Origin of the sequence: Epilithonimonas zeae, assembly GCF_023278365.1 — a bacterium.
Lineage (GTDB): Bacteria > Bacteroidota > Bacteroidia > Flavobacteriales > Weeksellaceae > Epilithonimonas > Epilithonimonas zeae_A.
The window spans coordinates 244,393-259,779 of record NZ_CP075338.1; the positions used below are offsets into that span (position 1 = coordinate 244,393).

Sequence of the window (15,387 nt, forward strand, 5' to 3'; positions counted from 1 at the left end):
AGTCAGAAACCTCACAAGGTGTAAATGCAGTTCATTGAAATTTTGATTCTTTATTATTCTCTTAGTATAAATCATCTGATCAGATATTAGTATAAAATCATCTTACTATCCATTAGTATAAATCGATTATAAGACTCTTCCATTATACCTTTTATCAGATTTAGTTTTAAATCGATTTTAATTGAATTCAAATAATCGAATTTATTTAAAAATTAGTTGAACAGATTTAATCATCAAGTTTTAATAATAAAAATAGTCAAAATTTCCTTCAAGCTGCAATTACAGAATCTACAGGTTTTTAATTAGTAGATGCGGGAAAATCAAGTCTCCGCCGCACTCGGACCAAAACAGATGAAATTCAATATTGTGAATGAAATTAAATTGAGTTACACAGGAAACGAAATAGTTAGCACTCTATCGCATTCTAGTAACTTTAGCTATATATAAAGGGGTTTGTCTTAATCATAATTACGGACTATTGTGAATATAAGCACCTCCATGCCATCTTAAAAGCGCTTGCCCAAATTACTATTAACTTATTTTAAATTAAAAATTATGAATATTTCAATAAGGTTTGATTAAAATCATAAATACCGCTTAAATGTTGTTAATATCTAACGTAAAAGCGTAATAATTAATTTTTATTATCTTTTATTAACTTTTTTTAACTGATTTAAATTATTTGTATATATTTGCAAAGCAAGGGGAAGTTGAATTTTTGAATATATAACATTTACGGTAAAAAAAACAGGCCCGAATCCTTTCTTCCCCTTTTTTATAAAAACAGACACCATGATTACGAGAAAAAACTTCCTGAGGATAGGCTCTTTAGGTATAGCTTCTATTTTAGTTCCCAATTTTCTTTTTTCAAAATCGTCAATTTTATCGCCAGTTGAGGATGTCACAACACTGCTAAAGCAAGCAAGAAGATATCGACGTCAGGGACGTTTTTCCAAAGCAAAAACCACTTATCAGCAGGTGCTGTCTTTAGATGGTACAGAGATTCGTGCATACAATGGTATTAGAAAGATCTTGCTAAAGGAAAAACATAAAGAACTGGAGGTTATTCAACTTTACCAGCAAGCTTTATCAAATCTACCTAATCACTTTAGATTTAAAAGAAGTCTATATGGTGAATATTTGAGAGCTAGTATTGGAAACCAAAAACTTTTTAAGCAATTAAACCTTACATCTGGAAGACCATTATCATTTATAAAACAACATTTTGATACTTTGTTGCAGGAACGCCCTGATAATAAGAATCTTCAAAAACAGGTAGCAAAGATTAATAAGTATATCGCCATGAATGTTGATACGACTTATGCGCACAAAAATAAGGCCGTAAAACAATTTCGTAAGGATAATAAGAAAGCCCACAAGGCTAGATTTGCAACTTTAACCTCCACGGAAACAACACAAAGATTGGCCGATCTAAATGCGCTTCCGGTAAATCCTGATCGTCAACAACACATCAGGGAAATGAATCAGGTTAATGTAAAAGCGTTAAGGACAGATAAGAATTATGCAGCTGCACTTACTGCAACTGAGGCTTATCTAAACGATGTGAGTAATTCTGATGCGTATTTCATCAAGCAATTCCGGGACTTATCAAAGCAATTGAACCAATATGATAAGCTGATCAATTTTGAGATTCAAAATCATGCAGCTAAGAATACCTACTGGTCAGCTGTAGCATTATTTGATGCCTATCAAAGGAAATCGGAAGAAATGAACCAGCCGGCACCGGCTGTTATGGATACTCTGTTAACATATATCACAAATAATTACAACAATCCAATGCAAAGGTTCGAGGCTGCAACTAGAAAGATAAAGCTGAGTTTATTGAGAAATGAATTGAGCGATGTTAGAGAACTTTTAATAGAACAGTGCAAAGAGAAAATGCTGGTTAGCGATTCTCACTCCATTGACAGAATCAACATACTTATTGCAAAGTACTGGAAAAAAAGCGGTGAAAATGATTATAAGAGGATAATCTCTATCTGCAATCTGCCTAATGATTATCTACAATCAGATGATGAATTAGTTTATAAAGCATCATTAATGAATATGAATCGTTCTAGAAGCAAAGCTATCCATATTGACCAGCTACAATACAGGATTTCCAAACTTTAATTTCCGACAATGATCAAGAAAATTATCATCTTATTATCATTAATTTATATATTAAATGATATCAACGGTCAGATTGTTATAACTGAAATTCACTACGACACACCTTACAGTGAAAGGCTATATCGTTTGAACGAAACGACACAACAGATTGACGAGGCAAGAAGGCATCATTGGGGAGAATTTATAGAAATATACAATTACAGCGACAGAGATCTAAGCTTACAAAATTGGTATGTACAGGATAAGCTTGGGACAGCTTGGCTTCCTGGGAATAAAGTGATAAAGTCCGGTGAGTTAATGGTGATTGCATATAGTAAATTGGTTTACAATACCACTCCATTTACTGAATTATTTTCAAGGACTCGAGGAAAAGAATCCCAAGTGATCTTGCAAGATAAAATTTTGCTTAGAAATAAAGCCGAATTAGTCAGATTAGGGTATCACGCTTTTGGAGGAAAGGTTCCCTTACAAAAGGGAGAATTTATGTGGAGTCCTTCCAATCCTACAGCAAATTATCAAGAGAAAGCATGGATGACTCCCGATGTTAGTTATAACTACAATTCATATCAATTAACTTCCAACAACACTTATGTATTAGGACCAGTTGATCCTTTGGAAGCGGCATATAAACCACCAATCCAGAAATATGAAGATATTATGAAGGATGTTTATCAGCAGTATTATTCTTACGTAGACTGGGGCGAATTTGTACGTGAGTTGGTTGATAAAATATGTGGAATCAGTATACCATTGGAACAACAGACACCTAATGGAACATACACAAGTGCCGGAAAATGTTTTCACTATGACATTGCAGGTAATCGCGATACTGCTACAGATTGTGCTTCGCCAACAACAAGTAATCCTCAGCCTACGGTTTATACTAGTGATGAACTAGATGAAATAAAGAGTTATATTGCTGTTTACCCTAACCCAGCAACTGCTTCCAATCAGTATTTGGTTAATGTAAGCTGGAATGGTCCCGCCATCAACAAAATATATAATATTCAAATTTATAATTCAGCAGGTGGAGTTGTTTATGGGTCTAATCCAACACAAAATTCCACATCAGCTAGCTTTTCATTAGCTAATCAATTGCCGGGTGTTTTTGTTATCAATTTTACATTGAACACGGGACAGGTTATATCAAAGAATATTCTTAAATGGTAGAAAGCTAAACTATGAAACTTAAATTACTTTTTCTTTCAGCTTTAATCGGCTGCTCACTATACGCCCAGACTGATACAGAATCTATCCCCCTAGTTTATGATACCTCTGGTTATCTCGAGAATAATTCAGGATCTTCAGCTCTTGTAGCTGTCCCTGTTGATCCGGGAGATCAATTAGCGACTGTTATTCCAACGGTTAATGCTGAAATGAATGTCAATGAAGTTGGCGCATTAACCTATATGCTTCCTATTGAAGTTTTAAAGGGACTGAATAACTTTCAACCCAATTTGGCATTAGTATATAGTAGCCAGAGCGGTAATGGTCAGGCAGGTTATGGATGGAATATCACCGGGACTTCAATGATTTCGAGGGGAGGAAGAAGTAAAGAAGTTGATGGTGTAACAATAGGTCCTCAATTTGATAATTCTGACCCCTTTTATTTGGATGGACAACGCTTACTAAAAGTAAATGATACTGATTATGTAACTGAGAAGTTTTCTAAAATTAAAATTCAGAAGTTCAGCAGTGGAGAATACTCTTTCATCGTAAAATATACAGATGGCCGAATAGCTAAATATAAGCAACTATTGACAGGTCAGCATTATATTTCTGTTATGCTGGATGCTTTCGATAATGAAATACATTACGGGTATAATATCGAGCATAATACACCAATGTTGATAAGAGTTTCATATGGCGGGACGAGCTGGACAAATGATAAGTTCTTTGTCAATATTACATATAAAAATCGAAGAAATGGAATTACTATTTACAGAGATGGAGCACCTACTCTCAGTTTTTCAATAATTGATTTCATCACTACATCTTCTACATATACGGGAACTTACCGAACCTATCAGCTTTCACACGATTATATAGAAAACAATACCACTGAAAGACTACGAACAATTACGGTGTCAAACGAAAACAACGAGACACTAAAACCTGTCAAGTTCAATTATAACACTCCTTCAAGTACAGGACAAATTAATTATTTATCTAAAACTTCAACGGCAATTCCAAGCGGTACTACTGGATTAGGGAGTATTGCAATGGGGGACTTTTTTGGTAGAGGAGAAGTGGAGCCTATCTATCAAGTTAAGAATTCGAACAATTCTTATTCACTTTATGGTAACGCGGGACGACTTAATACGTCCGTGGGGAATAAGGGTAATGATGAATTCTTTGCAGGAAAAATACTTATTAATAATAGAATCAGTAAGAATGATCAATTAATTACTGCGTCTACAGATTACCTTGGTGATTTTTCGGATGAAAATGAAGGTTACAATGAATATAATAATCATTTAGTTGACAGAATTACTTTTTATATCAACGATCTTGTATCGAATGTTTCAAGACAGGTAACCGTCGACGTGAAGGGAAGCACTGCTACACATGTTGAATATGATCCTTATAATGGTAATCAGCCTGAAACAGCATATGTCTATCGAGATACTACTGAGAGGGAATTTATTTCAGGAGATTTCAACAATGATGGATTAATAGATTTTTTGATCCATGAACCTGCTAGTACTAATCGTAGTGCACAATTATATTTAGTAGAAATTGGGAAAACTCAAGGCGGATCACTAACGGCGAGTAAGATATCAGGTCCCTTGAATAATCTTTATTTGAAAGATCCTTATCTACTCGAATTTGATGGTGATGGAATTCCGGAGATTATGACTGTCAATCAATATTCTGGACAATATTCAGTTTATAAAATTGATTTGGCTAACAAAATCAATGGTATTGATTATAATTCTAAAACTCTGCTTTCCAATCAAAGTATTCCAAATTACATTAATTATAAAACACCTCTTTTTTTTGGTGACTTTAATGGTGATGGTCTTACAGACTTTATGACTCCTCATAAAGTTTATAAAATGGATGAAAATGATTCTTCATTAGCTAGGGAATTTTATAAAATTGAGAATGAACCATTAAATTGGAATAAATTCATTTCAACGGGAAAAGCATTTTTAGTTAGCACAGAAGATCTTAGTGCACAAAGAATTGCTTACATTGAATCCACTCAAAGAAACATTATTAAAAAAAGTTCATTCTGGCAAAAATTATGGTCTGGTAAAATGGATTCATATGAAGGTTCAGAATTTTCTACCAATAGTATTATTGTTACTGATTTTAATGGAGATGGCCGTTCAGACATTATTATGGTTAATAAGATTGGTAAGATTAAGTATAGTACGACAGGAAACCTACGTAGTGCTGTGGTTGAAAATATTGGAAATAACTTATCCTTTAGACAAGCGACCGGTGGATTTCCATTTTATCAAACAATTAATTTCCAGTCTAAGATTGCTAACCGAATAAGTTACATTCAGAATATATCAGCTAATACAGCTTCTACAAGTATATTTAGCTCAATCAATAACCCGGTCAAGCCAATTGATAATCTCAATTATTCTCCTTTCACACTTATTTCACCCTCCGCACAACTAGGACAACTGAACCAGTATAAATCCGGAGTTCTTTTTAACGATGTTTTAACTGGAAGTTCAGGAGCATGGGTAGTTGATAACGATAAATTTCTTGAGAAACAAATACAGGAGGTCGATAACGGCTCAGGAGTATTACAAAAAATAGAGTATAGAGTAATGGCTCCTAGCCACACCAAAAGAGAAGCTCCATACTATTATGATAAGTCAGAAGCAGATAAATTTGAGTATCCAATTTACATTCATAATACAAATTCAGGAATGTACCTTGCGCACAAAATACATACAGAATTTGATGGAAAAATTCTTACAAAAGAATATAGATTTGAGAATGGAGTACAGCATTTGGAAGGTAAAGGATTTATTGGATTTCAGAAAACTTATGTCAGCGACGCGTATGAATCTGAAATTAAAAACGGGATTTATATAAATAGATTTCCTTTGAGGGCTGTTTTTTGGAATATTTCAAGTAAAGATCCTTTAAACGAGAATGCTGTCTCACGAACTACTTACGGTGGAATAAAAGATTTTTTCACTGTAAATAGAATTAAGAATGAAAAATTCACTCAAGGCAGCCAGTACCTAATCCTTGCGACAGAAGAGGAATCAACAGATAATCTGAAAAGAATTGTAATCAATAAAAGATATAGTTATGATCTCGCGGATGATTTTAAACTGAAGAAAGCTTACACCGATTATGATAGTGTAGGCAGTACAGAATCAACGTATTCCTATAAGCCCGAATATAATAACGGAGACCACTATTTCTATGGAAAGATTGCTTCAGTAACTGAGACGACGTACAGAGACAACCTATCCTTTACTACACGTGAAGAAAGCGATTATTTTCCTAATGGGAATGTTCAGGAGAATAGAAAATTTGGTAATGATGTTAATGCACCACCAATAATTACCAATTACACTTATGACCAGATTGGAAATCTTATTACCCAAATCGCCTCTACAAGTGGTATAGCATCACAGACCACATTATATGAGTATGATGCAACTCAAAGGTATGTTAAGAAAACAGTAGAGCCGAACGGATTATTTTCAGAATATATTGTTAACTCACTAGGCAGAGTTTCCGAAGAAACTTCACCATTAGGGCTTAAAACCTATTATCAATTCGATACTTGGGGAAACATTATTAAGATCACAGATTATCTTGGCAAGAAAACGACGATCACTAAAGCACTTGCGAACTCACCTACTGGTGCTGCTTATACACTTTCAAAAAAGAGAGAAGGTGGAGCAACGACCGTTATTACATTTGACAAATTTGACCGAGAGATACAATCTAGGACCCAAAGTATTAATAATAAATGGACTGTTGTTCAGACGGAATATGATCTGTATGGTAGGAAATCTAGATATTCAGAACCTTATTATCTGGGCGAGACTCCTAAATGGAACAAAGTAGAATATGATGAGCTTAATCGACCAGTAAAAATGACATCTTTTACAGGAAAAGAAATAAAGTCCTGTTATGAGAAGATGAAAGTTACAGTTGATGATGGTGGTAAATTGACCTCTAAAACACTTGATGCAATGGGCAACATTATTCGAGTTCAAGATTATGGAGGAATTATTAGTTATGAATATTATCCAAACGGTGCTTTAAAAAATACGAACTATGAGGGAATAAAAACAAGCTTTGAGATTGATGGGTGGGGTAATAAGACAAAAATGATTGATCCATCGGCTGGTACTTTTACATACCAATATGACAATCTCAGCAGGGTCATTAGGGAAGATAATCCTAAGGGATATACGATTTTTGCATACGACGATTTAGGTCGACCATTATCAGAAAAAACATACGGTAATTCTACCACTGATAATACTAGCATTGAAAAAACGTATTCCTACAATAACAATACAAAACTGCCTTTGACAATTAGTGGGCAGAGTAACGGTAATACATTTGTTTATACTACATATTATGATCAGTATTACAGAATAAGTGGTAAAAAGGAACAGACGCCGGATTTCACTTATATAAGTAATACAACATTTGACGATTATGGTCGTGCGGACGTCATTACATATAGTAGTACAATCAATAATCCTAATCATACAACCACCTCTTCAATAAAGAACATTTATGATACTAATGGTACACTAATACGCCAAAATGATGCTGCATCTGGCAATAAAATATGGAGTATTACAAACATTAATGCTGATGGTAAAATGACCGATATGGAGTATGGAAACGGTTATATTATAAAGAATAGTTACAGGGAGAGTGATAACACTCTTACTGATATTCAGCACATAAAACAATCTGACCACTCAATAATTGATATTGGGTATGATTATGATTTAGATAGAGGTATCTTGAAGTCCCGCAATAACAGAACTTTCGGAAAAGTCGAGGCTTACGCATACGATAAGCTGAACAGACTGTTGACAGAAACTGTAAACAATAATGTCGTCAATGAGTATACATATGACCAACGCGGTCGTATGACATCTAATACTGAGCTGGGAAAATATAATTATAATGCCGGTGACTATAAATTGCAAAGCATCAATTTTAATACTAATGGTCAAAATGTCAATGCTCAAAGAGGATTTGCCGAAATAAGTTTTAATGCTTATAGAAGCCCGCTAAGAATTACTCTTGCAGGTAAAGATGACCTGCGATTTAATTATAATATACTGAAAACCCGTTACGAAATGACATCTTCCGTAACTGGGAAACAGAAATTATACTCATCCGATTTTGCCATTGAGATTACAAAGCAAGGGAATAAGACAGAGATCATTACGTTCGTTACAGGAGATCCTTATAGTGCCAATTATATCAAAAAGGAAACTTTGATCAATGGTAGTGTTAGTGAGATTGGAAATTACTACCTTCACCGTGACAATCAGGGTAGTATCCTGGCTATTACCAAAGCTAGTGATGGTGCAGTAGTAGAAAAACGTTATTTTGATGCATGGGGTAACCTAAAAGCGATGACCAATGCTCAGCAACAGCTTGTTACTAATAATGCTCAAATGCAGTTTATGGATCGTGGTTATACAGGACATGAACATTTGCAAAGTGTGGGGCTGATCAATATGAATGCGAGGATTTATGATCCTTTGGTCAAAAAGTTCCTGAGTGCAGATAATTTAGTTTCAGACGCATTCAATACACAGGCTTATGACCGATATTCTTACGTGCTAAACAATCCATTGTTATATATGGATTTGGATGGTAATGAGCCAATTACATTTACGACTGCAGTCATCATTGGGGTAGCTGTTGCGGTTTTTTCAAAAGCAATCACAAATATGATTAGTGGTATACCTTTTTGGTATGGACTTGGAAAAGCTGCTACTATGGGTGCTGTAAGTGCTGCAATAAGTTTTGGAATTGGAAGTTTAGCGACTTCGACCTTTGGAACAGTGGTAAGTGTTGGAAAAGCTGCATTCGAGGCGGGACTTCATGCGTTAAGTAGCGGTGCAATGTCTGCATTGGATGGCGGAAAATTCGGAAGCGGATTTTTGAGTGGAATGATGTCATCTTTGGTTTCTTCTGGTATTCAATCACTTGGGCAGACTGGTCAAACATTAACAAAAGTGATAAATGGAAAAGAAATCACTTCGCCAGTTCTGAATGGTTTTGGGCAAAATTTTATGAAGGCCACAATGCTTGTTGCAGGAGGCTTATCGGGCGGACTTTCTGCAACCATTGCAGGTGGGCAGTTTAGTGATGGTCTTCGACAAGGATTAATAACAAGTGGATTAAATCATTTAGCGCATTTAACTGTTGAAAGTATTAAGGAGTCAGCAATTCGAAATAAAATAAAAGATGCAATAATAGAGCGATGTGGTACCGAGTATCTAAAATGGCCTGTTACAGAGGGTACTTTGCTAGATCTAGCTGAAATTTTCCCCGATCTATATAGTCAAACTGCAAAGGATTTCTCAATAGCAAATGCTGAAAATATAAAGGATTTTGCAAGTGAAGGTTTTTCACTAAATATGGGTGGTGAAATAGTGGATAAGGTTGGATGGAAATCTAATGGACTAACAGATAGTTTTGGAAATGGTAAAGTTATAATAGCTCCCGATAGAGCCAGACAAGGAATTTTGTTTTTTGCGAGCACATGGTATCACGAAGGAATACATTCGATACACGCAGTTTCAGGATTCACTCGGGCAAACTATGCAAGATTTGTTAATCTTGGCTTTAAAAATGCTGATTATTTGGCTAGAAGTGTTTCGGAAGCGATAGCTCATTCTACAATAGACTCTATGACAGGCTCGACAACATCTCCATTTATTTTAAAACCATATCTCAAAGGGTTTGGGATGTGGTTAGGTTTATCGATACATTAATTAAATTATGAAGATTAACATTAAATATTTGCTATTTGTTTTTTTTATCAACTTATATAGCGCACAGATTGAGACTGAAATACAAACAATTCAGGAACCTGAAACATATATCCAGATAAAAGTAACTAATAGTACAGATAAAAAGGTTTTGATTTATGATAGTTTTTTATATTCAGATTATAACATTTACCAATCTGATGATGATAAAATAATAGCCTTGGAAAATTATTCCCCAAGCAGTCATTTGGACTACGGAAATTATCAGTCAAATTTTAATAAAAAGCTGATAGAAGAAACCCAGATTGAATATAATTTGTCATATGAAAATGCTGTTTATTTTCTACAGAATAAGAAGACATCAATTATCGTAGAACCAAATACCATAAAAACTATTAAATTGAGAGTATTTAATAGAGCGTCTAGACCTACTGGACTAATCAAGAATGTTTCATATCATTTGTCGGGTAAAATTGTATTTACTACTGATTTTTTTCCTAGAAAATTTGTTGACTGTTTAGAAAAACTAGGTTTTTATATTTTGAATGAAATTGAGATTCCAAAAACAAAAATAGATATAGACAAATTTTTTATTACAAATAAAAGATAGCTTTAATCCATAATTAAATTTAAATATTTTAGTCTGAAATTGGCTGAAATATAAAACCTTCAATTCTTTTTGAAGGTTTTTTTTCGTATTACTTTCGTTGTGATTTAATCTTTACAAGTTTTATCTGGATGTACTAATTTAGCTTCCAGTTAAAGTTAAGCATAAAACCTTAATTTTAACCTATGAAAGGAGAGCGAAAAATCTACGATCCTGCTTTTAAAACCAAAGCTGTTGAGCTAAGCAAAGAACGAACTAATGTGTCAGAACTCGCAAGGGAGCTGGGAGTCGCAGTCACGCTGCTTTACAAATGGCGTAAGGAGTACGAAGAATTTGGAGAAAGAAGTTTTCCAGGGAATGGAAAACTGAAACTGACACCCGAACAGGAAAAGATTCATGAGCTGGAAAAAAAGTTGAAGGATGCAGAATTAGAACGAGATATATTAAAAAAAGCAATCGGCATCTTCTCCAAGAGCGGTCGCTGAAATATAAATTCATAAAAAATAATGAATCTATTTTCCCGATTGAAAAGATGTGCAATGTTTTAAAACTATGTTCCAGTGGTTATTACAAATGGAAAAACAGGCCTTGCAGCAAGAAATTGCTTTTGAAGGAAAAAATAAAACAGCAAATCACTTCAATATATTTTTCATCAAAACAGCGCTATGGCAGCCCTAGGATTACGTCTGAGCTAAATTCCTTGGGTTACAAAATATCCCGAGTCACAGTGGCTAAATATATGAAAGAGCTTGGACTGCGAAGTAAACTGAGCAAGAAATTTAAAGTGACTACAAACTCTAAACACAATTATTTGGTGGTAGAAAATGTGCTGGACAGGAATTTTATAGCCGAAAAACCTGCGCAAGTTTGGGTTTCTGATATTACCTACATTCAAACCAAAGAAGGATTTTTGTACTTGACAACAGTGATTGATTTGTATGATCGGAAAATCATTGGATGGAGTTTAAGCAACGGAATGAGCACCGAAGAGACAAGTCTTTCTGCCTGGAAAATGGCTGTCAAAAACAGAAAAATAGGGGAAAGTCTAATTTTTCATAGCGACAGAGGCGTTCAATATGCAAGCAGAAAATTTGCAAATACTCTGGAATTTTATGGAGTTACAAGAAGCATGAGCCGGAGAGGAAATTGTTGGGATAACGCTGTGGCAGAGAGCTTTTTCAAATCTTTGAAAACAGAACTGATTTATGGAAACAAGCTTATTACAAAAGAAAAAATGGAGCTGGAAATATTTGAATATATTGAAATATGGTACAACAAAAAAAGACGCCACAGTGCCTTGAATTATCAAACTATTGAAGAGTTTAACAATCAAAACAAAATTTATCAAAATGTAGCTTAACTTATACTGGAAATTTTGTTTGCATATCCAACTTGGATGATAAAGCAAAAGAACTGTTTGAGTTTAACCATTTTGTAACAAATAGAAAAAGCAATTAAAAAATGGATAGAGAATGAAAAAGAGCTGTCTAAAATCTTAGGCAGCTCCTATATAATAAACAATTTTACTATTCTATTTTTTAATAAATTTCGATGAATTTACCCTACCATTAGATTCCACAGAAATGATGTATGTGCCTGTGCTTAGTTTTGAGATGTCAATTTGCGATATTTTCTCGCCTGACTCTTTACTGATTGCTCGTTTTCCAGTAGTGTCATAAATTGATATTTTATCTATAGTCTGATCCGATGTAACTGTAATTTTAGATGATGCTGGATTAGGGAAAATACTCAATGGCTTATTCTTTTCTCCTGACATTACAGATAAAGCACTGGAAGTAGATAAATAGACGTTGTCAACTTGAAAATTATTAGAGGAACCAACGACAGTAGAAATCGCATTTTCGCTCCTTAAAACAAATATTTCTGAAACGTTGGACAGGCTAAAACTGGATGACTCAGGAATGAAGGCAGAAAGAGGAATAGACATAATGTGCCATTCATTGTCATTAGTAAAATTATAATTGTTGGATGCTGGATTGATCAATACTTTAGCAATTACATTGTTCCCTCTTAATCTGATGTAAAAAGGATGAGGCGACGCAGTTTTGATGGCTAAATTATAATAACTATAAGCTGATATATCAATGACGGCATCCGAAGTGTTCGCTGCGTTTCGGGGAAACATGATGGCGTGAAAGTAAGTACTGGTTCCGTTATAGGTTAATAGAAAGTTTTTTGCTCCTTCGTATGCCCCCGTCCCTGGTTCTGTAAGTGTAAATCCCGACCCGTTGCTGAAGCGTAAAGAATTGATACCTGCTCCAATGTTTGAATTCTCTGTATAAATTGAGAAAGTTTGAGCATAAGTTAATGCTGAAACAAACAGCATTACCATAAAATTAATTTTTTTCATAGTGTATGAATTTTTATTGTTAATTGGTTCGAAATTACTTTTGTTGGGAAATCTTGAGGAATCAAAATGTCCTTTAATGGGGGTAGAAATGTTTGGATAATTAGTCGTTTAACTCAAATTTTGTCTTCTTGTTACCGACGATGATGTAAAAATCTCCGGATTCTAAATGTTTATCACCATTGCTGTCGACATAGGTCAAATCTTTTTCAGGATTGATTTCAAAGCGGTATATTTCTTTTTTTCCTGCTATGATTAATTTTTTTTCAAAAAATTTGAGTTCTTTCATTGGACGGGAAATATTTGCAACAGGATCATTGATATACCAAAGCACAGCTTCTTTACCATCCACGGTTCCTTTGTTAGTAATTTCTATCTCTGCTACAATTTTTTCATTTTTTCTAAATTTGTTATTCGATAGTTTTATGTTACCATATTCAAATTTGCTGTAGCTCAATCCGTGACCAAACCAATATAGTGCATCTCTCGGAATATCCTGATAATGTCCAGCTTCTGGTCTCGCCGACTGTCGCATATTATAATAAATTGGAATTTGACCCGTAGTTTGCGGAAAAGTGGCAGAAAGTTTCCCCGATGGATTGTGCCTTCCAGACAGGATACCAGATACAGCAGCTCCCGCCATTGTTCCCGGTTGCCAAATTTCCAATATTGCATCAGCCATTTTGTTCAACCGAATTAATTCTAAAGGTCTTCCACTGGAAAGCACCAGGATAACACGTTTCCCTGTTTTGGATAGTTCTTCAACAAGATCTTCCTGGATTTTTGGTAATGCAATAGTGGAGCGGGAGCCATTTTCGCCACTCCAATTTCTCTTTTCACCAAGAAAAACAAGTATAATATCTGACTGATTGGCAACTTCCACAGCCTTGGCAAAACCACTTCTGTCTTCGCCCTCAAAATCACAACCTAAAGCATAATTAATCTTTAATTGGTCATCAAATTCTTTAGTCAAGCCGTCAAAAATGGTATTCACATCTTTTGGATCACCCATTCCTTCCCAAAATCCCATAATGTGAACAGAATCTTTTACCATCGGACCAATAGCTGCAATACTTTTATATTTTGAAGTTATTGGCAACACCTGATTTTCATTTTTCAATAAAACCATAGATTCCTGCGCCAATTCTTCAGCGACTTTTAAATAATCAGGTAATAGATATCGATCTTTTTCAGAAATCACATCCACGTAAGGATTTTCAAACAGACCCAGATTCATTTTAACCCGAAGAATTCTTCTCACAGCTTCATCAATAGTTTGTATTTTAATTTTTCCTGAGGCTACCAATTCTGGGAGATAGTCCATGTAAATGTTATCAACCATATCCATTTCTACACCAGCAAGCAATGCTTTCTCCGCTGCTTCTCTGGTGTCTTTGGCGACGCCCTGTACCACAAGATTTTTAACTGAGCCCCAATCTGAGATCACAAAACCGTCGTGCTTCCATTTCTTCTTAAGGATCTCTGTAAGAGTGTAATGATTAGCTGATGCAGGAACGCCAGAGATGTCATTAAAACCACTCATTACGGTGGCTGCACCTGCTTTAATGCCAGCTTCGAACGGTGGGAGAAAGCTTTCCCAAAGGGTCTGTTGCGATATGTCACTGTAATGATAATCCCTACCACCTTCAGACATACTATAACCGATGTAATGTTTCAAACTTGCGGCAATGGTGTATTTGTCTTTCAGATTATTTCCCTGATAACCTTGGATGGCAGCAACACCAAAAGCTGAATTAGCATAGGTGTCTTCTCCGTAACCTTCAGAAATCCTACCCCATCGGGCATCTCTGGCAACGTCTACCATCGGTGAAAAAGTCCAGTCTAATCCAGACAACCAACTTTCTTTTGCGGTAATGGCGCTTGATTGTTTTACCAAATCTGTATTCCAGGAGCAAGCTTGGGCCAGCGGAATTGGAAAAATGGTTTTGTAGCCGTGTATGGCATCAAATCCAAATATAATCGGAATACCCAAACGGGTTTCGTTAACTGCCTTTTTCTGAATCTGATTGCGGTACTCTGGATTGGTACTTCGATATAGCAAAGAACCAATTTCTGGTTTTACGGTTTTCATCTGCTCGTCAATATTGTTGGGATTGGCATTTTTTCCATAAGTCCATTGGTTCATCTGCATTATTTTTTCCTCAAGAGTCATCTGACCTATCAGATCATCAATACGTTTTTCTACAGGAGCATCTTTGTTTTTGTAAAGTGGCTGTTTTTGAGCATTAGCGAATGAGCAACTCATTACCAGAATGCTTGCAGCGTAAAAGATATTTTTCATATCGAAGATT

At 35.1% G+C, this 15,387-nt stretch carries 7 protein-coding genes; 5 read left to right on the forward strand and 2 right to left on the reverse strand.

What is annotated here, in order from left to right; all coding sequences use genetic code 11:
- Positions 1–792 precede the first annotated feature (792 nt).
- The 5 genes from KI430_RS01000 to KI430_RS01020 all read left to right on the forward strand — a co-directional run bounded on the left by KI430_RS01000 (position 793) and on the right by KI430_RS01020 (position 12,067).
- Positions 793–2,133, forward strand: a complete 1,341-nt coding sequence (locus KI430_RS01000; RefSeq protein WP_248876438.1) for a tetratricopeptide repeat protein — start codon at positions 793–795, stop codon at positions 2,131–2,133.
- A 9-nt stretch (positions 2,134–2,142) separates the two neighbouring features.
- A complete protein-coding gene (locus KI430_RS01005) occupies positions 2,143–3,303 on the forward strand; it encodes a lamin tail domain-containing protein (protein WP_248876439.1) in 1,161 nt (386 codons plus the stop codon).
- Positions 3,304–3,314: 11 nt separating this feature from the next.
- A complete protein-coding gene (locus KI430_RS01010; protein WP_248876440.1) occupies positions 3,315–10,103 on the forward strand; it encodes an RHS repeat-associated core domain-containing protein in 6,789 nt (2,262 codons plus the stop codon).
- 7 nt (positions 10,104–10,110) lie between these two features.
- Positions 10,111–10,710: a hypothetical protein gene (locus KI430_RS01015; RefSeq protein WP_248876441.1), complete on the forward strand. Its 600-nt coding sequence runs from the start codon at positions 10,111–10,113 to the stop codon at positions 10,708–10,710.
- Between the two features lie 182 nt (positions 10,711–10,892).
- Positions 10,893–12,067, forward strand: a protein-coding gene (locus KI430_RS01020; RefSeq protein ID WP_410744662.1) for an IS3 family transposase whose coding sequence is annotated in 2 segments (ribosomal slippage) — positions 10,893–11,160 and positions 11,160–12,067 — 1,176 coding nt in all. Because the reading frame shifts where the segments join, the coding sequence is not laid out codon by codon here.
- A gap of 171 nt (positions 12,068–12,238) precedes the next feature.
- Here the strand turns inward: KI430_RS01020 and KI430_RS01025 are convergent.
- Both KI430_RS01025 and KI430_RS01030 read right to left on the reverse strand, forming a co-directional pair.
- Positions 12,239–13,060 carry a T9SS type A sorting domain-containing protein gene (locus KI430_RS01025; protein ID WP_248876443.1) on the reverse strand — a complete coding sequence of 274 codons (822 nt, stop codon included), beginning with the start codon at positions 13,058–13,060 and terminating at the stop codon, positions 12,239–12,241.
- Positions 13,061–13,178: 118 nt separating this feature from the next.
- Positions 13,179–15,377: a glycoside hydrolase family 3 N-terminal domain-containing protein gene (locus KI430_RS01030; protein ID WP_248876444.1), complete on the reverse strand. Its 2,199-nt coding sequence runs from the start codon at positions 15,375–15,377 to the stop codon at positions 13,179–13,181.
- Positions 15,378–15,387: the final 10 nt, after the last annotated feature.